19 protein-coding genes and 1 pseudogene are annotated in these 18,627 nt (G+C 65.8%); 1 reads left to right on the plus strand and 19 read right to left on the minus strand.

Annotated features, from left to right (window positions below; translation table 11 throughout):
* Positions 1 to 4: 4 nt before the first annotated feature.
* Positions 5 to 1,336 carry a pyruvate dehydrogenase complex dihydrolipoamide acetyltransferase gene (locus tag Q0C42_RS19075; RefSeq protein ID WP_295079776.1) on the plus strand — a complete coding sequence of 444 codons (1,332 nt, stop codon included), beginning with the start codon at positions 5 to 7 and terminating at the stop codon, positions 1,334 to 1,336.
* An 89-nt stretch (positions 1,337 to 1,425) separates the two neighbouring features.
* On the opposite strand, the gene Q0C42_RS19080 is transcribed toward Q0C42_RS19075, so the two are convergent.
* The 19 genes and pseudogenes from Q0C42_RS19080 to Q0C42_RS19175 all read right to left on the minus strand — a co-directional run bounded on the left by Q0C42_RS19080 (position 1,426) and on the right by Q0C42_RS19175 (position 18,626).
* Positions 1,426 to 2,052 (minus strand): CDP-alcohol phosphatidyltransferase family protein, encoded by a 627-nt coding sequence (locus tag Q0C42_RS19080; protein WP_295079779.1) that lies wholly within the window; start codon positions 2,050 to 2,052, stop codon positions 1,426 to 1,428.
* Positions 2,049 to 2,993, minus strand: coding sequence for a phosphatidate cytidylyltransferase (locus Q0C42_RS19085; RefSeq protein ID WP_295079782.1), 945 nt, complete (start codon positions 2,991 to 2,993; stop codon positions 2,049 to 2,051). The genes Q0C42_RS19080 and Q0C42_RS19085 overlap by 4 nt, the downstream gene beginning before the upstream one ends.
* A complete protein-coding gene (locus Q0C42_RS19090) occupies positions 2,990 to 3,631 on the minus strand; it encodes a 1-acyl-sn-glycerol-3-phosphate acyltransferase (protein ID WP_295079784.1) in 642 nt (213 codons plus the stop codon). Before Q0C42_RS19090 ends, Q0C42_RS19085 begins: the two co-directional genes overlap by 4 nt.
* Positions 3,632 to 3,641: 10 nt before the next feature.
* Positions 3,642 to 4,448, minus strand: coding sequence for a serine O-acetyltransferase (gene cysE / locus Q0C42_RS19095; RefSeq protein WP_295079787.1), 807 nt, complete (start codon positions 4,446 to 4,448; stop codon positions 3,642 to 3,644).
* A gap of 594 nt (positions 4,449 to 5,042) precedes the next feature.
* Positions 5,043 to 5,535 (minus strand): annotated as a pseudogene (locus Q0C42_RS19100) (IS3 family transposase).
* A gap of 284 nt (positions 5,536 to 5,819) precedes the next feature.
* On the minus strand, positions 5,820 to 6,998 hold the full coding sequence (locus Q0C42_RS19110; protein ID WP_295079790.1) for a phage portal protein: 1,179 nt from the start codon (positions 6,996 to 6,998) through the stop codon (positions 5,820 to 5,822).
* A gap of 89 nt (positions 6,999 to 7,087) precedes the next feature.
* Positions 7,088 to 8,383, minus strand: a complete 1,296-nt coding sequence (locus Q0C42_RS19115; RefSeq protein ID WP_295079793.1) for a terminase family protein — start codon at positions 8,381 to 8,383, stop codon at positions 7,088 to 7,090.
* A complete protein-coding gene (locus tag Q0C42_RS19120) occupies positions 8,376 to 8,705 on the minus strand; it encodes a hypothetical protein (protein ID WP_295079795.1) in 330 nt (109 codons plus the stop codon). The genes Q0C42_RS19115 and Q0C42_RS19120 overlap by 8 nt, the downstream gene beginning before the upstream one ends.
* A gap of 193 nt (positions 8,706 to 8,898) precedes the next feature.
* Positions 8,899 to 10,077 carry an endolytic transglycosylase MltG gene (mltG, locus tag Q0C42_RS19125; RefSeq protein ID WP_295079797.1) on the minus strand — a complete coding sequence of 393 codons (1,179 nt, stop codon included), beginning with the start codon at positions 10,075 to 10,077 and terminating at the stop codon, positions 8,899 to 8,901.
* A 3-nt stretch (positions 10,078 to 10,080) separates the two neighbouring features.
* Positions 10,081 to 11,340 (minus strand): beta-ketoacyl-ACP synthase II, encoded by a 1,260-nt coding sequence (gene fabF / locus Q0C42_RS19130; protein ID WP_295079800.1) that lies wholly within the window; start codon positions 11,338 to 11,340, stop codon positions 10,081 to 10,083.
* Positions 11,341 to 11,509: 169 nt separating this feature from the next.
* Complete coding sequence (locus Q0C42_RS19135) at positions 11,510 to 12,457, minus strand: arginase family protein (RefSeq protein ID WP_295079803.1); 948 nt, start codon at positions 12,455 to 12,457, stop codon at positions 11,510 to 11,512.
* 105 nt (positions 12,458 to 12,562) lie between these two features.
* Positions 12,563 to 12,898, minus strand: a complete 336-nt coding sequence (locus Q0C42_RS19140) for a cupin domain-containing protein (protein WP_295079806.1) — start codon at positions 12,896 to 12,898, stop codon at positions 12,563 to 12,565.
* A 102-nt stretch (positions 12,899 to 13,000) separates the two neighbouring features.
* On the minus strand, positions 13,001 to 13,234 hold the full coding sequence (locus Q0C42_RS19145; RefSeq protein WP_128515501.1) for an acyl carrier protein: 234 nt from the start codon (positions 13,232 to 13,234) through the stop codon (positions 13,001 to 13,003).
* A 136-nt stretch (positions 13,235 to 13,370) separates the two neighbouring features.
* Complete coding sequence (gene fabG / locus Q0C42_RS19150; RefSeq protein ID WP_295079809.1) at positions 13,371 to 14,108, minus strand: 3-oxoacyl-[acyl-carrier-protein] reductase; 738 nt, start codon at positions 14,106 to 14,108, stop codon at positions 13,371 to 13,373.
* 11 nt (positions 14,109 to 14,119) lie between these two features.
* On the minus strand, positions 14,120 to 15,049 hold the full coding sequence (fabD, locus tag Q0C42_RS19155; RefSeq protein ID WP_295079812.1) for an ACP S-malonyltransferase: 930 nt from the start codon (positions 15,047 to 15,049) through the stop codon (positions 14,120 to 14,122).
* Positions 15,050 to 15,106: 57 nt separating this feature from the next.
* Positions 15,107 to 15,805 (minus strand): SDR family oxidoreductase, encoded by a 699-nt coding sequence (locus tag Q0C42_RS19160; protein ID WP_295079813.1) that lies wholly within the window; start codon positions 15,803 to 15,805, stop codon positions 15,107 to 15,109.
* Between the two features lie 55 nt (positions 15,806 to 15,860).
* Positions 15,861 to 16,340 (minus strand): DUF411 domain-containing protein, encoded by a 480-nt coding sequence (locus tag Q0C42_RS19165; protein ID WP_295079815.1) that lies wholly within the window; start codon positions 16,338 to 16,340, stop codon positions 15,861 to 15,863.
* Positions 16,341 to 16,446: 106 nt separating this feature from the next.
* Positions 16,447 to 17,556, minus strand: coding sequence for a Gfo/Idh/MocA family oxidoreductase (locus tag Q0C42_RS19170; RefSeq protein WP_295079818.1), 1,110 nt, complete (start codon positions 17,554 to 17,556; stop codon positions 16,447 to 16,449).
* Positions 17,553 to 18,626 (minus strand): Gfo/Idh/MocA family oxidoreductase, encoded by a 1,074-nt coding sequence (locus Q0C42_RS19175; protein ID WP_295079843.1) that lies wholly within the window; start codon positions 18,624 to 18,626, stop codon positions 17,553 to 17,555. The genes Q0C42_RS19170 and Q0C42_RS19175 overlap by 4 nt, the downstream gene beginning before the upstream one ends.
* Between the last annotated feature and the right edge of the window lies 1 nt (position 18,627).

Below are 18,627 nucleotides of genomic sequence, written 5' to 3' on the forward strand. Positions count from 1 at the left end.
AGCCATGGCTACCGAAATTCTGATGCCCGCGCTCTCCCCGACGATGGAGGAAGGGACGCTGGCGAAGTGGCTGGTCAAGGAAGGCGATGTGGTCAAGTCCGGCCAGATCCTGGCCGAGATCGAGACCGACAAGGCGACGATGGAGTTCGAGGCCGTTGACGAGGGCGTCGTCGGCAAGATCCTGATCGCGGAAGGCACGGCGGGGGTGAAGGTGAACACTCCGATTGCTGTGCTGCTGGAGGAGGGGGAGGACGCTTCGGCGGCTGCGCCCAAGGCGGCCGCTGTTGCGGCGGCGGCACCGGCTGCGGCCCCAGCCCCTGTAGCGGCGGCTGCGGCCCCTGCCCCGGCGGCGGCACCTGCTGCGGCCCCTGTTGCCTCTTCGGGTGGAGCGCGGGTGTTCGCCTCGCCTTTGGCGCGGCGGATTGCCAAGGAGAAAGGTCTGGACCTGGGGGCCGTGAAGGGCTCGGGTCCGCATGGCCGGATCGTTCGGGCGGACGTCGAAGGCGCGCAGCCGGGGGCGGCGAAGCCTGCGGCGGCTCCTGTGGCGGAGGCACCGAAGGCGGCGGCCCCTGCCCCGGCAAAACCGGCGGGCGGAATGCCCACGGGCATGTCGGCGGAGACGGTGCTGAAGATGTATGCCGACCGGCCCTTCGAGGAAGTGGCGCTGGACGGGATGCGGCGCACGGTGGCGGCCCGTCTGACCGAGGCCAAGCAGACCATCCCGCACTTCTATCTGCGGCGGGACGTCCGGCTGGATGCGCTGATGGCGTTCCGCGAGACGCTGAACAAGCAGTTGGAAGGGCGTGGGGTGAAGTTGTCGGTCAACGACTTCATCATCAAGGCCTGCGCGATGGCCTTGCAGGCGGTGCCGGCGGCCAACACTGTCTGGGCCGGCGACCGGATGCTGAGGCTGAAGCCGTCGGATGTGGCGGTGGCGGTGGCGGTGGAGGGTGGCTTGTTCACCCCGGTGCTGCGCGATGCGGAGAAGAAGTCGCTGTCGGCCCTGTCGGCGGAGATGAAGGACTTGGCCGGTCGGGCCAAGACCAAGAAGCTTGCGCCGCATGAGTATCAGGGCGGGTCGTTCGCGATCAGTAATCTGGGGATGATGGGGATCGAGAACTTCGACGCGGTGATCAACCCGCCGCATGGCTCGATCCTGGCCGTGGGCGCGGGGATCAAGAAGCCGGTGGTGCTGGCGGACGGGACGATTGGCGTGGCAACCGTGATGTCGATGACGCTGTCGGTGGATCACCGGGTGATCGACGGGGCCTTGGGGGCGGAGTTCCTGAAGGCGATCATCGAGGCGCTCGAAAACCCGATGGTGATGCTGGCTTGAAGCGTCGGGAGGCGGGGGTTTCAAACCCCCGCACCCCCGTGGGATATTTGTGCAAGGATGAAAGGGGGCCGGAAGGTCCCCTTTTTGACTTAGCGCGCCTTGAGTTTGGTGATGAGCGTCGAGGAGCGGCGGAGGATCGTGATAGCCGCGCCCGCGACGATGATCCAGAGGGTGACGGTCAAGGTCCATTCCGTCGCATAGAGCGCGGCGAGGACGGTGCCAGCGGTCAGGACGGCCATGCGTTGCGGCTTGGCGAAGGGGCCGGAGAAATCAGGCGGGAAGCCCTCGGCCCGGCCAAGCTCGCGGATGTAGGCGGTGGCGATGGCAAGGGCGGCGGCGAGGAGGCCGAGGGCGGGATTGCCTGCGGCGAGGCCCGCGCCAGCGAAGAAGAGGAGGTCGGAGACGCGGTCGGGGGCCTCGTTCCAGAACGGGCCGTCCTTGGCGCCCTTGCCGCCCTCGATGGCGACCAAGCCGTCAATCAGGTTGCAGACGAGGCGGGCCTGGAGGGTGGCGGCGGCGATAAGGAGCGCGAGGAACTGGAGGAAGCCGGGGGCTTGCGGGGAGAGCCAATAAAGCAGGAACCCCAAGGCCGCGAAACCCATCGAGGCCTGGCTGATCTGGTTCGGGGTGATGCCCTTCAGCACGGCCCAGGAGGCAAGGCGCGCGGCCCAGGCGGAGTTGCGCGAGGTGAGGGGGCGGCGGTTCTCGTCGCTCATGTGGTGGACCAGACCCAGCGAGTGATGTGGAAGAAGATCGGCGCGGCGAAGATCACGCTGTCCAGCCGGTCAAGGAAGCCGCCATGTCCTGCGATGAGGTGGCCCCAGTCCTTGATGCCCCGGTCACGCTTGATGGCCGACATGACGAGGCCGCCGAAAAAGCCCATCAGGGTGATGAGGAGGCACATGCCAGCGGCTTCAAGCGGAGAGAACGGGGTCATCCAGTAAAGCGCCGTGCCAACGGCGGTGGCGGTGAGGGTGCCGCCGACCAACCCCTCCCAGGTCTTGGAGGGTGAGAGGTTCGGCGCGACCTTGGTGCGGCCGAGGAGCTTGCCCCAGACGTATTGCATGACGTCCGAAAGCTGCACGACGAAGATCAGATATGCGATGAGGATGACGTTGCGGCCCTCAAACCCGGGGATCTGCAGGTAGAGGAGCGCGGGGACATGGCTGGCGCAGTAGACGCAGATCATCAGCGCCCATTGGGTTTCCGACACGCGGATCAGGAAATCCTTGGTGGAGCCGCGGAGCGACGAAATGACCGGCAGCAGGAGGAAGGCGTAGACCGGGATGAAGATCGAATACATCCCGTACCAGTCCCCCGCAAGAAACCAGTACTGCAGCGGCAGGATCAGGAAGAAGCACGCGATCAGCGACCAGTGGTCGGCACGGTTGTGAGTGGTCAAGGTAAGGAACTCTCGCAACGCCGCAAAAGAGCAGAGCGCGAAGAGCAGGACCACCCCGGGCTTGCCCGCCACAAAGGCCAGCGCGAGGCAGATCACCATCACCCACCAGGCGTTGATGCGCGCATTCAGGTTCTCGATGACCGGGTTCTGTCCGGTGGGCGAGAGACGGGCTCGGAGGATTTCGCCGATGATGGACGCGACGACCAGGATGGTTCCAACGCCGGCAAGGAGCCAAAGGAGATGCGGGGACGTCATGCCTGCCCTTTCAACGCAAGGAGCGCCTGGGTCGCGCGGGCGAGGAAAGCCTCTTTGGTCTCTTGCGCTTCGAGGTGAAGGGGAGTGCCGAAGGTGAGAGTGCAGATCAGGGGGACGGGAATGACTTCACCCTTCGGCATCACGCGATTGAGGTTGGCAATCCAGACCGGGACAAGGTCGACGGCAGGACGAGCCTTGGCAAGGTGGTAAAGGCCGGACTTGAAAGGAAGGAGGGCCGCGTCAGAGCTGTTGCGCTGGCCCTCGGGGAAGATGATCAGCGAGGAACCCGTGTCCAGTGCGGCGACCATCTGGGCCACCGGATCCTCGGTCCTCGCCTCGGGGCGGCGGTCAATGAGGACAGCGTTGAACACCTCGCGCCCGATGAAGGCACGAAGGGGCGAGGTCAGCCAGTAGTCCAGTGCGGCAACGGGACGGGTCTGACGGCGAAGGGGGGTGGGAAGTGCGGTCCACAGCAGGACGAAGTCGCCGTTCGACGAATGGTTGGCGAAGTAGACACGCTGTTTTGGCACCGGTTCGATTCCCTGCCAGATGGCACGGGGAGCGGTCATGAACCGGGCGAAGGTCGAGATGGCCAGCCCAGTCACGCGAGCTGCAAACACACGGAGCGAGGGGATCATTTCGGAAAGATCATTCCGCCTTCAAAATCTGATCCATGGTCAGCGCGGGCTGGGCGCAACCGGCCTTGCCGACGACACGCGCCGGGACCCCTGCGACGGTCGTGTTGGGAGGAACGTCTTCCAACACCACTGAACCCGCGGCGATCCGCGAGCACTGACCAACACGGATGTTGCCCAGGACCTTTGCCCCGGCGCCAATCAGCACCCCATCCCCGATCTTGGGATGCCGGTCACCGTCTTCCTTGCCTGTCCCGCCGAGCGTCACGGAATGAAGCATCGAAACGTTGTCGCCGACGACAGCGGTTTCCCCGATGACGATGGAATGAGCATGGTCGATCATGATCCCCTTCCCGACGCGGGCCGCGGGATGAATGTCGACGCCGAAGACTTCCGACACCCGCATCTGGATGAAATAGGCCAGATCGATGCGGCCAGATTGCCAGAGCCAGTGACCGATGCGGTAAGCCTGAACGGCCTGGTAGCCCTTGAAGAAAAGAAGTGGCTGCAAAAATCGATGGCAGGCCGGGTCGCGTTCGTAGACTGCCATGAGGTCGGAGCGGGCAGCAGCACCAATTTCCGGCTCGCTGTCGTAAGCCTGATCGGCAATCTCGCGAAGCATCTGCTCGCTCATCTCTCCGGAGGCAAGCTTGAGCGAGAAGCGGTACGCCAGCGCACGCTCCAGGGTCGAATGATGCAGAAGTCCGGAGTGGATGAGCCCGCCCAGCAGCGGCTCGTTGCGGATTGCCTCGACCGCTTCTTCGGAAACCCGACGCCATACCGGGTCGATGGCAGTGACTTTGGATTTGGTTTCTAGCATCACACACGCCTCCGGCTGTGGCTCCTAGATACCACAACCGGAAGGGCTGGCGACATGCATTTCTGTGAGGCTGGGCATCAATTTCCGGAATGATGCTCAGTGCACAAGGTGCTGTCAGGCCACGATGTCGATCTGCCGAAACGGTCCGGGACCAAAGGCACTCGACACCTGGGCGACCGAGACCTGGAAAGGTCCGACGACGCCGTCTGCTGCTTGCATGGGTGCCGTGTACAGAAACTGCAGCTGCGAAACCACGTATTCTGCAACGATTGCGGACGATTGGAGCATCCGGACCATGTAAGCTTCAGCGTCTTCTCCCAGCGGAACCTCTGCTGACTGCCATGAGTCACCGTCGATTCTGGTTCGACGCTTCCACGAAACGTGCAGATCTCCGGTCTCCGGGATTCCAAGCAGATGACTTACCGCGTACGGGCGCAGCCCAATTCCGTCGAACGCCTCGTTCCTGACGGTCACAAGCGGATCATCATAGCCACGCGCTGCCACTCCGATCCGGTAAAAGCGAGCAAGGCCTCGCGAGGAAATAGGCAGGTCGATCTGGACCTGTCGCGGTTCTGTTCCGGTCAGGTGCTCATGTTAAGCGGCTTTGCGTTCGAAAGCCACGGGGCTTTTCCGGCCCAAGGCTGAGCGTCTGCGGCGTGGATTGTAGAAGCCGTTGATGTATTCGGAGATGGCAACTTCGACGTCTTGACGGGTCTGCTTGTTCGTGCGCCAGACCAGTTCTGCCTTGAGGGATTTGAAGAAACTCTCGACGGCGGCGTTATCATAACAATTTCCTTTGCCACTCATTGACGCCACCAGTCGATCGTTGCGCAAGATTTTCTGGTAGTCGTAGCAGTTCCCTCTCCTCCTTGAGAATCCGGTTCTCACGCCGAAGCCGCTCATTCTCGCGCAAAAGGTTCTGGTCGGAGTCGGGTGGCCCTGCCTCGTCAGAAACCATCTTCACCCATTTGTTCAGGGTAGAAAGCCCAACCCCCAAATCAGACGCAACCTGACGCCATGTCAGGCCGCTGGTCTGTGCGATGCGAACCACATCACGCTTGAACTCGTCGCTGTGTATCGCTGCCATATCCGGTCTGCTTGATGGCGAGTATTGATCGCAAAAGACCGGAACGAAACCGCGACAGGTCCAGACCGTCTCGGCCATCTGCGCCAACAGGAACGCCGCCACACCGTAGACGCCGACCCAGATCCGTTTCTCCAGCCGCTCCAGCGTCGCTTCGATCAGCCCCAGTCGGTATCCAAGACCGGCCCAGCGCTCTTCTGCGACGCGTTCGTTCGCTTCGATCCGCGCCGCCGCCGCGTCGAAGCTTTCATACAGGAAGCGCGAACCTCCTTCGGTCCGACGCGCTGTCATTCGTCGTCTGCCACCTTAGGCAGTCCCAAAAGCATTCGCTTTTCGGCGACGGACAGGAAATCGGCCTGCGCGACCCGCGCCCATTGCTGGTCCCGCTCGGACGCCAGCGCCGGGACCTGATCCAGGTCCGGCTTCAGCTCGACCGCCTCACCCGCAAACCGCGACAGCCAGTGCGCCAGGTCAGCCATCACCTTTGTCGCCAGCGGCAGCACCGTCAGCCGATAGAAGGCACGGTTGGCCTCCTGGTAATTCGAGTAGGTCGCGTCGCCGGGAATCCCCAGCAGCATCGGCGGCACGCCGAAGGCAATCGCGATCTCCCGCGCGGCGGCTTCCTTGGTCTTCTGGAACTCCATGTCCGACGGGCTGAACCCCATCGGCTTCCAATCCAGCCCGCCCTCCAGCAGCATCGGCCGCCCGGCATTCCGCGCGCCCTGATGGTGTGCCTCCATCTCGCTCACCAGCCGGTCATACTGGTCCGACGACAGCGCGGCGGCCCCATCAGCGCCCTTGTAGACAATCGCCCCTGACGGCCGTGCAGCGTTGTCCAGCAGCGCCTTTGACCAGGCCGAGGCGCTGTTGTGGACGTCCACCGCCAAGGCCGCCGCCTGCATCGGCGAGAACCCGTAGTGGTCGTCCTGCGGGTGGAACGTCTTCAGATGGCAGATCGGGCTCACCTCGCCCGTCACATCGTAACGGTGAGTCCGTCCGCTAACCGTGTAGTCATAAGCCACCGGCCAGCCGTCCGTGCCCGGCACCAGGTTCATCCGGTCCGACCGGAGCACATGCAACTCGCCCGGCACGGCGCTGACACCCGGCACCGCCTCGACATAGGCGTTCCCGGCCAGAAGAAGGTAGCCATAGACCGCCTCCAGAAACTCCGCCCGGCCCTGCGCCCCGTTCGGGCGGCTGATCAGGTCCAGCACCGGATGCGTGTCGAACCGCTGCTCATGCGTCTGGCACACCAACGGCAGCGCCGCCGCCGCCTCGGCGATCAGCCGCACCACCCGGAACCCGATCGGGTTGCCTTGAAAGCTGGTCCGCGTCAGGCTGCCCACGTCCCGCGGGCTCCAGGCCACGCGGCCCGCATTGCCCCAGGCGATCACCCGGCCCACGGCCGAGGCCTTGCGTTCCGGAACCGCCTCTACCGGCGCCTTCCGCAGAAAATCGAAGACCATCCTCGCACTCCTTCATGCCGCAGGCAGCGCCCGACAATCCGGGCTGCCTGAAGCGCCCGGTCATATGACCTGCCAATTCCCTAGATCCGCTAAAGCGACCGCACGCTGGGCCGGCCGCCATGCAACGGGGCCAGCATCAGGTCGGTCAGCGCCCAGACCAGCGCATCCAGCCGGTCCGGAGACCCCGCCCCCTGCCAGCCCACCGCCGTCATCCTGCCCATCTGCTCTTCCAGCGGCCCCAGGCCACGGACATGGGCAACCCGGCCCTGCTCATACAAAGCCGCCACCGGCTCGGCCCGCAGCATCTTCGACCGTGTCGCATGGACCGCGCGGAACGGCACCAAGGGATCGATCATCCGCACCAGCTGCTCCACCAGGTCGCCACCCTGGTTGACCTCGGCCACCAGCCGGTCCGCCCCGTGCCGCTCCATCGCCGCCAGCGCCGCCCGCGCCCAGCCCTCGGGCGAGGCGCCCTTCACCGAGGCATCCTCCAGAACCACCGCGCGCCAATCCTTTGGCTCGCCGCGCGTGTCCGCGCCGACGACCACAATGCCGCACTCGTCGCTCGACTTCGTCGATGTCACCGGTGGGTCAACCGCCACCACGATCCGGTTCACCTGCGGCATCTGGTCCACGCGAGCCGCTTCCAGCATCGCGGATGTCCAAAGCGCCCCGTCCGCCTCCTCGATGAGCAGACCCTCCAGCTCCTGCCGGCCGAACTTTGTCCCGCCGTACCTCGCCTGCACCTCGGCCAGGAAGCTTTCCGCCAGATAGGCCCGGTTCGCCTCGGTCGGCGCATGGGTAATCACCGACGACGGGTTCTTCAGGATCGCCTTCAAGACCCCCACATTGCGCGGGGTCGTCGTCACCACCGCCTGCGGGTTCCGCCCCAGCCGCAGGGCAAACTGCAGCTGGTCCCAGGCCTCGGCTCCCTTCTTCCACTTGCCCAGCTCATCCGCCCAAGCCGCATCGAACTGCGGCCCCCGCATCGCCTCGAGCTCATGCGCCGAAAACACCTGCGCGACGGCACCGTTCGGCCACAGCAACTGGTGCTTCGACGCCTGCCACTCCGGCTTCCGGTCCGGCGGCGAGCAAGCCATGATCCCGCTCTCCCCCAACACCATCACATCGCGCGCCTGATCGATGGTCTCGCCCACCAGCGCCACCCGCTTGGCCTTGCCCGGATCGGCAGGCCCGGCGCCCTCGACCTGCGCCCGAACCCATTCCGACCCGGCCCGCGTCTTGCCCGCACCCCGACCACCCATGATGACCCAGGTCTTCCAGGCCCCCCGTGGCGGCAGCTGATGCGGCAGCGCCCAGAACTCGAAGACCCAAGGCAGCGCCAGCAACGCGTTCTGGCTTAAGCCAGACAGGAATTCATCCACTTCCTCCGGCGCCGCGGAGGCAAGCCAGGCGGCGCCCGATTTCAACTCGGGCCTCGTCAAGGTCGAGCGCCCCTCCGGCTCCGATGTGGCCGGCGATCTGCTTGCGGAGTTGGTCAACTTTTCCCCTTTCCCGCAGCACATGCTGCGCCGTCTCGCGAAGATCGCGGATCGCATCCTGTGCCGCCTTCACTTCGTTGAATTCCCCGGCCTTCAGGGCGGTCATCGTCCGTTCAAGTTCGATGACCGCATCTTCGTAAAGCCGTTCCGTGACCCCCAGGACATCCTCTGGCGCGGGCACGTCCCCCGTGAACCTCACTGTCATCTAGTCCCGTCACCCCTCATGCTGCCCCCGCACGAAGGAAATGAAAAAGCGGCCAACGGGGAGGCACCCCGGGCCGCTTCGACACTTCTTCTAGCATGCCAAAAGGTCTACATCAGACCGCGCGGCAAGTCAAGCTAAAAACACAATTAGATCAATGGCTTGACAGGACGCTCCCTTCAGGAAGCGTTAACCTTCATTCGCCCTGCACGCCGGTTTCTTCCGCAGCACCCCGCTCTGCTTCGATTGCACGCCAGCGGGCGACGTTCTCGTTATGCTCGTCCAGCGTCTGCGCGAAGGCATGGCCGCCGGTGCCATCTGCCACGAAGAAGATGTAATCCGTCGTATCAGGATCCACCGCCGCCCGGATCGAGGCCTCTCCGGGATTCGCGATGGGGGTCGGTGGCAAACCGTCGATCACATAGGTGTTGTAGGGCGTCTCGCGGCGCAGCTCGCTTTGCCGCAAACCGCGGCCAAGCACCCCTTCGCCATTGGTGATGCCGTAGATCACCGTCGGATCGGTCTGCAGCCGCATGCCTTGCTGCATGCGGTTGACGAAGACACTGGCCACGCGGCCCCGCTCCTCGGGAACCGACGTTTCCTTCTCGATGATCGAGGCCATGATCAGCGCCTCTTCCGGAGTGTCATAGGGCAGCCCTTCGGCCCGGCCTGCCCAGGCCTCGGCCAGGACTGCCGCCTGCCGCTCGGTCATCTCGGCGATGATCGCACCGCGCTCACTGCCGCGCTCCACCTCGTAACCGCCCGGCGCCAGAGACCCTTCCGGAGGAACCGTCTCCAGCGAACCTTGCAGAAAGTCCGCCTTCTTCAGGGCATCGACAATCTGCCAGCTGGTCACGCCCTCGGCGACCGTCACGCGGAAGACCAACGCCGGATCGTCCGAAACCTCCAGATACTCCGGCGGCAAGGGGTCGGTTCCAGCATCGAAGCGGGTGACTTCGGCATAGGAGTTGGTGGTCAGATCCAGTTCGCTCAGCACGACATCTGCCCGGTTCACGCCGATCCGGAAGTTCAGGTCTCGCCCGCAGGTGGACCTGCCGCTTGCCGTGATCGCGTCCAGCACCTCGGACATGCTGGCATTGGCGTCGACCATGTAGCTGCCGAACTTCAGGTCATCTGCCCGGTCGGCATATTCTGCACCGATCCGGAAGATGCGCGCGTCGCTGATCGCGCCCCGCTCTTCCAGGCTGCGGCTCACCGCCGACAGCGAGGCACCCCGCTCCACCTCCAGGCAGATCGGTTGGGCCAGCGGTCCGGGTGCCACGAACTCGTTCCGCCCCCAGGCGACCAGGGCCGCCATCGCGACCAGAAGCACGATGAACAGCGTCAGCGCGTTCGAGGCGACCGACCGCCACATCCCTCAGCGCACCTTGCCCAGGACAAGGCTCGCATTGGTACCGCCAAAGCCGAAGCTGTTCGACAGCGCCACGTCGATCTTGCGCTTGACCGCCTTGTTCGGCGCCAGGTCCAGCTTTGGCGTCACCGCCGGATTGTCCAGGTTGATCGTCGGCGGCGCGACCTGGTCGCGGATCGCGAGCACGCAGAAGATCGCCTCAACCGCACCCGCCGCTCCCAACAGGTGTCCGATCGAGGACTTCGTCGACGACATCGTCACCTGCGGTGCATGGTCGCCCAGAAGCCGCTCCACCGCTCCAAGTTCGATGGTATCGGCCATCGTCGAGGTCCCGTGGGCGTTGATGTAGTCGATGTCCGACGCCTCCAGCCCCGCCCGCTTCAACGCGGCCGCCATGCTGCGATAGCCACCATCCCCGTCCTCGGACGGCGCGGTGATGTGGTAGGCGTCGCCCGAAAGGCCGTAGCCAAGAACCTCGCAGTAGATCTTCGCACCGCGGGCCTTGGCGTGTTCGTACTCCTCCAGGACGACGATCCCGGCACCCTCGCCCATCACGAACCCGTCGCGGTCGGCGTCATAGGGGCGGCTGGCCGTCTCCGGCGCGTCGGCCCGCTTCGTGGACAGGGCCTTGCACGCGTTGAACCCGGCGATCCCGATCTCGCTGATCGGGCTTTCCGCCCCACCCGCGACCATCACGTCGGCATCCCCCCACATGATCAACCGCGCCGCATCCCCGATGGCATGCGCGCCGGTGGAGCAGGCGGTGACGACGGCATGGTTCGGCCCCTTGAAGCCGAAGCGGATCGAGACCTGCCCGGAAACGAGGTTGATCAGCGCGCCCGGAATGAAGAAGGGCGAGACCCGCTTCGGGCCCTTTTCCTTGATCAGGACCGCCGTGGCGGCGATGGAATTCAGCCCGCCGATCCCGGACCCGATCATCACGCCGGTCCGGAGCTTCTCCTCCTCCGGGATGTCATCCCAGCCGGCATCGCGGACGGCCTGCACGGCGGCGGCCATCCCGTAGATGATGAAGTCGTCGACCTTGCGCTGCTCTTTCGGCTCCATCCAGTCGTCGGGATTGAAGGAGCCGTTTGAGCCGTCGCCCATCGGGATCTCGCAGGCGTACTGGGTCACGACGTTCGAGCTGTCGAACTTGGTGATCGTTCCCGCACCGGACTGGCCGGCGATCAGGCGGGACCAGGTTTCTTCGACCCCGCAGGCCAGAGGGGTGACCATTCCAAGACCGGTGACCACGACACGCCGCATTCTGCTCTCCCTCACGGATCAGGCTTTTCCGGGTGATACACGGCCCCCCGAACCCGCGCAACCTTGGGGCAACGAGATCGGCGGGCCGATGGCTGCGCCACGCGTGGCCGCTATTTCAGGGGCAATGAAATCAACGCCGTGGCTGCGGACGTTCAGAAAGCCTTAACCATCACCCCTGCCGCGCGACGATGCCCATCACGCCGGCCAGCATCTGCGCCGCCACCGCCGCGCCCTGCCCGTCGATGTCGCGGGCGGGCATGAACTCCACCATGTCGAAGCCCACGATCCGGCCCTTCTCCGCCACGCCCGCGATCAGCTCCAGCACCTGCCAGTAGCCAAGGCCCCCCGCCGTCCGGCCGATCACCGCGGGCATGACAGCTGGGTCCAGCGCGTCAAGGTCGAGGCAGACGATCACCTCGGCCCCTTCGGCGATCAGATCCAGCGCGCGGCTGATCCCGTAGCGCGCCACCTCGCCCGCAGGCACGAAGCCCACCCCCCAGGTTTCCGCGTCCGTCACGTCCTGCACGCGGGCCGAGCCGATGCCGCGCTGACCGACCTGGATGATCGCGTCGATGTGGTCCATTTCGGAGGCCCGGCGCATGGTGGAGGACAGGCCCAGCCGTTCGCCCTGCACCTCGTCGCGCCAGTCGATATGCGCGTCGATCTGCAGGACCGTGTAGCCCCGCCCCCGCGCGCCGTAGGCTTCCAGCATCGGTATCGGCAGGCTGTCGTCGCCCCCGATCAGCATTGGCACCCCGCCCCGGTCCAAAATCTGACTGACAGCCCCGAAGATCCGCGCGCGGTTGCCTGCGGGGTCGGCGATGTCCTGCGGCAGGTCGCCCGCATCCACCGCAGAGACCCCGCCCGGAAAGACCGGCCCGCCGAGATCGAAGTTCATGTGCGCCAGGTTCGCCGCATAGGCCGCCCCCGCCGCGCGGATGGCCGCCGGACCGCCCGCACAGTAAAATCCGACCGAAGGATAGGGCGTGCAACCATCCGCGCCGATCAGCGCCATCTTCGCCGTGAGGCGCGACAGGTCGCGGCTGCGGGGCAGACCCATGAAGGTTTCGACATGCGAGGCACCGAACATCATGCCCAATGCGCTATTGCCGGTCATGATGATCCCCTCCACTTTCCAGGGGGCCAGAGTGGCCCGCACCGATGATCCTCCGCAAGCCGAGGAAAGGCGGCTCGGCAAGCAAGCGCCGGGGATGCGGTCGCCTCAGCTGCGCAGCGGGTAGCGGTCCGCTTCCTGGAAGACGTCCATGACCCGCGTCCTCGCCTTGATCTGGGCGCCATGCTGGACACCGGCAGGTATGCTGTAGTGGTCGCCCGGTCGATAGACCTTGGTCTCATCCCCGATGGTCAAGGTGATCTCGCCCTCGACCACGGTGCCCCATTGCGCGCCATGTGCGTGCATCGGCAAAGCCATGTCGCGGTGGAAGGTGAAGAAGACGACCAGCCCCGCCTCCGAGCGGACGGCCTGCGAGCTGACCACGTCGTCGGGAAACGGTACATCAAGGGCCGGAAAGGCGGAAAAGAAGTCTGGAAATGCCATGGCCAGTCCTGTGCGGAGTAAGGATCGCGCCAGTCTATACCCGCTGAAACGCAAAAGGCACCCCGAAGGGTGCCCTGCTGTCCCGCAAAGGACGGATGCCTTTTAGGCGGCTTCCGAGATGAACTTCACCGCGTCGCCGAAGGTCTGGATGGTTTCGGCAGCGTCATCCGGGATCTCGATCCCGAACTCTTCTTCGAAAGCCATGACCAGCTCGACCGTATCGAGCGAATCCGCGCCCAGATCGTCGATGAACGAGGCCGATTCAGTGACCTTGTCCGCTTCGACGCCCAGATGCTCGACGACGATCTTCTTCACGCGATCAGCGATGTCGCTCATGTCTATTCCTCTATCTTGGCGGGGGAAACTCCCGGCCCTTTTCGTTCTGCCCGTCACCGGGCCTCAATCCTGCGCGCCTATAGCAAGGGTCGCGCCACATGGCAAACGCTTTAACCTGACTTGCGCTGCGGGCGCGTCAAACCATGTCCATGCCGCCGTTGACGTGCAGTGTCGCACCAGTCACGTAGGCGGCTTCCTGCGACGCGAGGTAAAGGACCGCCGCCGCGATTTCCTGCGGTGTGCCCATCCGCCCCGCGGGGACCGAAGCGAGGATCGTCGCGCGCTGCGCCTCGTTAAGCTTTTCGGTCATCGGGGTTTCGATGAACCCCGGCGCCACGCAGTTGACGGTGATGCCCCGGCTGGCAACCTCTTCGGCCAGCGACTTCGACAGCGCGACAAGCCCGCCCTTGGACGCGGCATAATTCGCCTGACCGGCATTGCCGGCGCGCCCGACGACCGAGGAGATGTTGATGATCCGGCCCCAGCGCGCCTTCATCATCCCCCGGATCGCGGCGCGGGACAGACGGAAGGGCGCAGTCAGGTTGACATCGATCACCGATTGCCAGTCGTCGTCCGACATCCGCATCGCGAGGCCATCGCGGGTGATCCCGGCGTTGTTGACCAGGATGTCCACCGCCCCCATCGCTTCGGCCGCGCGTTTCACCAGGCCTTCCACATCCTCGGGATTGGACAGGTTGCAGGGCAGCACGTGTGCGCGGGCACCAAGTTCGGCGGCCAGCGCCTCCAGGGGTTCCACGCGGGTGCCCGAAAGGCCCACGGTGGCCCCGGCCGCATGCAGGGCGCGGGCGATATCGGCGCCGATGCCGCCAGAGGCCCCGGTGACAAGAGCGGATTTGCCGGTCAGGTCGAACATTCTGGTCTCCTTCACGCCTTGAGGGCGGCGATGTCTTCGGGCGTGCCGATGGCGCGGGTGGTGGCTCCGGCGGAGATGCGCTTGATCATCCCCGACAGCGCCTTTCCGGCACCGATTTCCCAGTATTCGGTGACGCCGGCCTTTTCCATCCAGAGGACGCTTTCCCGCCAGCGGACCGAGCCGGTGACTTGCGCGATGAGAAGGTCGAGGATGCGATCGGGTTCCATCACCGCTTCGGCGCGGACGTTGACCACGACCGGAACGCGAGGTTTGCCGATCGGGACCGCGGCCAGCGCCTCGGCCATGACATGGGCGGCGGGCTGCATCAGGGCGCAGTGGAAGGGGGCGGAGACGGGCAGCAGCAGCGCACGTTTGGCGCCTTTGGCCTTGGCGATCTCCAGCGCGCGTTCGACGGCCCCCTTGTGGCCCGAGACGACGACCTGCGCGGGGTCATTGTCATTGGCGGCCTGGCAGACCTCGCCCTGGGCGGCTTCCTGCGCGACCTGGGTGGCGGTTTCGAAATCGAGGCCCAGAAGGGCGGCCATCGCGCCGATGCCGACGGGCACGGCCTCTTGCATGGCCTGGCCCCGGATGCGGAGCAGGCGCGCGGTGTCCGACAGGGTCAGCGACCCGGCGGCGCAGAGGGCGGAGTATTCGCCAAGCGAGTGTCCGGCGACGAAGCTGGCCTGATCAAGGCCGAAGCCTTCGCTTTCCAGCGCGCGGAGGGCGGCGATGGAGGTCGCCATCAGCGCGGGCTGGGCGTTCTGGGTCAGGGTCAGTTCGGCGATGTCGCCGGTCCAGATCAGCTGCGACAGGTTCTCGCCCAGTGCGCTGTCCACCTCGTCGAACACCGCCTTGGCGACCGGATAGGCCTCGGCCAAGGCGCGGCCCATCCCGATGGTCTGGGCGCCCTGCCCCGGAAAGACGAATGCGCGGCTCATGTTTCCCCCACGTGTTTTATCCGGGATAGCGCGGGCGGGCGGTTCATGCAATCGGGCTCAGACGCTGCGGGTGATCCCACCGTCGACGCGCAGGTTCTGGCCGGTGATGTAGCCCGCGCCGTCCGAGGCGAGGAAGGCCACCGTCGCGGCGATCTCTTCGGCGCGACCGTAGCGGCCCATCGGGACGGACTGGCGGCGTTCCTCGGTGGCGGGCAGGCTGTCGATCCAGCCGGGCAGGATGTTGTTGATGCGGATGCCCTCGGGGGCGTAGGTATCGGCGTAGATCTTGGTGAAGGCTGCAAGCCCCGCCCGCGCGACGGCCGAGGTCGGGAACATCGGCGACGGCTCGAAGGCCCAGGCGGTGGAGATGTTGATGATCGAGCCGGACTTCTGCGCCTGCATCAGCGGCGTGACCAGCCGGATCGGGCGGATCGCGGACAAAAAGTAGACGTCTATCCCGCCCTGCCAGTCTTCGTCCGTGAGGTCGAGAAGCGGCTTCCTTGGCCCATGTCCGGCGCTGTTGACCAGAACGTCCACGCGGCCCCACTTCGCCGCCACCGCATCAACGACGCGGGCGACGTCACCGGCGTTCTGGTTCGACCCGGTCACGCCGATGCCGCCCAGTTCCGCTGCCAGCGCCTCGCCCTTGCCGGAGGACGACAGGATGCCCACGCGGTAGCCATCCGCCGCCAGCCGCCGCGCCGCGGCCGCGCCCATGCCCGAGCCGCCCGCCGTGATCAGTGCCACCTTGTCCATCGTGTCCTCCCGCTTTGAGCGCAGGCTTAGCACCTGCGGGCGGGACCGGAAAGGCTCAGGCGGCGGGGTAGCTGGTGAAGACGGTTGTGCTGCCATCGCGGGCGATCAGGTAGACCTCATAGGCCTCGCGCTCGGCTTCGGGGCCCATGCCGGGGGAGCCCCAGGGCATTCCGGGGACGGAAAGACCCAGCGCGTCGGGCTTTTCGGCCAGCAGGCGGCGGAGGTCGGCGGGGGGCACGTGGCCCTCGATCAGATATCCACCTGCCTCGGCCGTGTGGCAGGAGACCATCGCCTCGGGAATGCCCTGCGCCAGCTTGAACTCCAAAAGCTGATCGGCGGGCACCATTTCGACCGTGGCGGGGAAACCCTCGGCCTTCAGGATGTCGATCCAGGCGGTGCAGCAGCCGCAGTCGGGGTCCTTTCGGACATGCACGGCAACCTCGCCCACCGCAGCGCGGCCCGGGCCGGCCAGCAGGGCTGCAAACGCGCCACCAGCAAGCAGAAGATGGCGGCGGGTCAGTACGGATCGGGTCATTGTCGCATCCCTTCAGGCGTGATGCGCAGGAGCCTGCCACAGAATCCGGCGCGAGTTGATGGCAAGTTCATCACAATGAAGGCACCGGAAACCTTGTCCTGCATGGCTAAAGGATCAGGCGGGTGGCCGTTCCGACCCGAACCGCCTGCCCTTGCCGGCGGGACTGGATCGCCGCGAAAGCCAGCGCAAGACTGTCAAGGTTCTCCTCCGCCCCATTGGCCGGTTCGGTGTCGTCCTCGATGGCGACCAGGAGCGCCCCCATCGCGCCCCGGAAGCCGTCGTTGAACCAGGTGCCGTCCAGCCTGGGTCGGGCATTCCCCGCGGCGGTGGTGAGGGTCACCGACTGCTGGCCCAGGTCAGCGCCATCGCTTTGCAGACTGCCTTTCGTCCCGGCGATGAAGGTCGTGTCCCGCGGGCCGTGCGGCGTGGACCCGTCAAAGACCAGCGAGGCCTGCCCACCCTCCATCTGCACCAGGCATTGCGCCAGGAGCGGCGCGGCGGCGGTCTGCCCGGTGGCATGGGCGGCGGTGGCGAAGACGGATTGGGCGCGGGCTCCGATGACGCTGCGCAAGAAGTCGAACCAGTGGATGCCGAAGTCGTAAAGGATCAGGTCCTCGATCTGCTCGAAGGGCGTCCCGGCGATCCAGCCGTGGTTCCAGTGGATCGAGACATGGGCGCTGATGACGTCGCCGATCAGACCTGCGCGCACGGCCTCACGCATCCAGGCCAGGTGCGGGGCCCAGCGGCCGTTCTGGTTGACGGCAAGCTTGACGCCATTTTCGCGCGCCAGCGTGACGAGGCCCCGCCCCTGTTCCAGGTCGAGAACGAAGGGTTTCTGCGACAACACGTGCTTTCCGGCGCGAAGGGCCGCTTCGAGGATCGGCAGGCGGTCGGCAGGGTGCGGGGTTATGTCCACCACGTCGATGGATGCGTCGTCGAGGACCTCCTGCCAGCGGTCGGTAACGCGGGCCCGTGGCGCATATTCGGCAGCCTTCGCTTCGGCCTTGGAGAGCGTCCGGTTGCAGATCGCCGCAACCTCCCATCCCGCCGTGCGGTAGGCGTCAAGGTGGGCGGAAACGATGCCCCCGGCGCCGATCACTCCGATGCGCGGGCGGTAGGCGCGGGGCATGGGCGGCTGGTAGCGCAGGTCCGGCGCGGCGACTTCCCACACCGCGGCGGACTTAAGGGCATAGGCGTCGACGTCTGGCTCGCTCATGGCACCAGCGGCAGGCTGCGCTTTTCGCGGGCGGATTGGGCCGCGGTGTCGACGATCCGCTGGCCGATGAGGCTGACGGCAGGGTCAAGCGGGCCGGTCAGGGGTTCCCCGCGCGAGATGCAGCCAAGGACGTATTCGATGGCGTTGCGGCCGCCGGGCGGCAGGGGATCGGCCGGAATCGAATGCGGTTCGGGGTTCGCGCGGGTCTGCACGGTGACGTGGTCGGCATAGTCCCAGCTGGCGATGGTCCCTTCCGTTCCGACCAGGATGAACCCGCATTTCGGCTGCGGCTGGATCACCCAAGGGTCGGTGAATGTGCCCCACCGCGTCTCCATCTTCGACAGGCCCTTGGCATAGCGGCAGACGACGATGGCGTGCTGGTCGACCTCGATGCCCGGGGTTTCATCCGTGACGCAGGTGACTTCCAGCGGGGCCTCGCCGTTGCGGTACCAGGTGCCGAGCGTCGCCCCATAGCCGAGGTAGTCGAGAAGGCTGCCGCCCCCGGAGGCGCGCTTGTACCACCAGGAGGAGGGCTTCTGGCGTTCGACCTCCTCTCGGCTGACCTCGATCTTGTCGGCCAAATGGTAAAGCGGGCCCCGGTTGCCGCCGTAGGAGTGGATCTCAATCACCTCGCCGATCAGGCCTTCGTCGACCAGACGCTTCGCGGTGACGTGGGATCCGACCCAGCGGAGCGGCCAGTTGATCGCAAGGGTCTTGCCCGAAGGCATGGCCTCGATCATCGCGCGGGCGTCGGCGACGGATGACGCAAAGGGTTTCTCGACGAAGACATGGACGCCGTAGGCCGCGAGGCGCTTGGTGTAACCGGCGTGGTTCGCCGTTGCGGCGCAGAGGATGGCGAGGTCGGGTCTCGTCGCTTTCATGCAGGCGTCGAAATCGGTGAACACCCTGTCTTCGGGAATGCCGAACGTGTCGACGGCGCGCTGCATGGTGGCGCGGTCTGGATCGAAGATGCCGGCAATCTCGGCATCGAGGTGGTCATGGACGCAGCGCAAGAGGTCGCCCATGTGCATGTGGTCGAAGCTGATGCCGACGATGCGGAACGGTGCCATG

Origin of the sequence: Tabrizicola sp., from assembly GCF_022842145.1 — a bacterium.
Lineage (GTDB): Bacteria > Pseudomonadota > Alphaproteobacteria > Rhodobacterales > Rhodobacteraceae > Tabrizicola.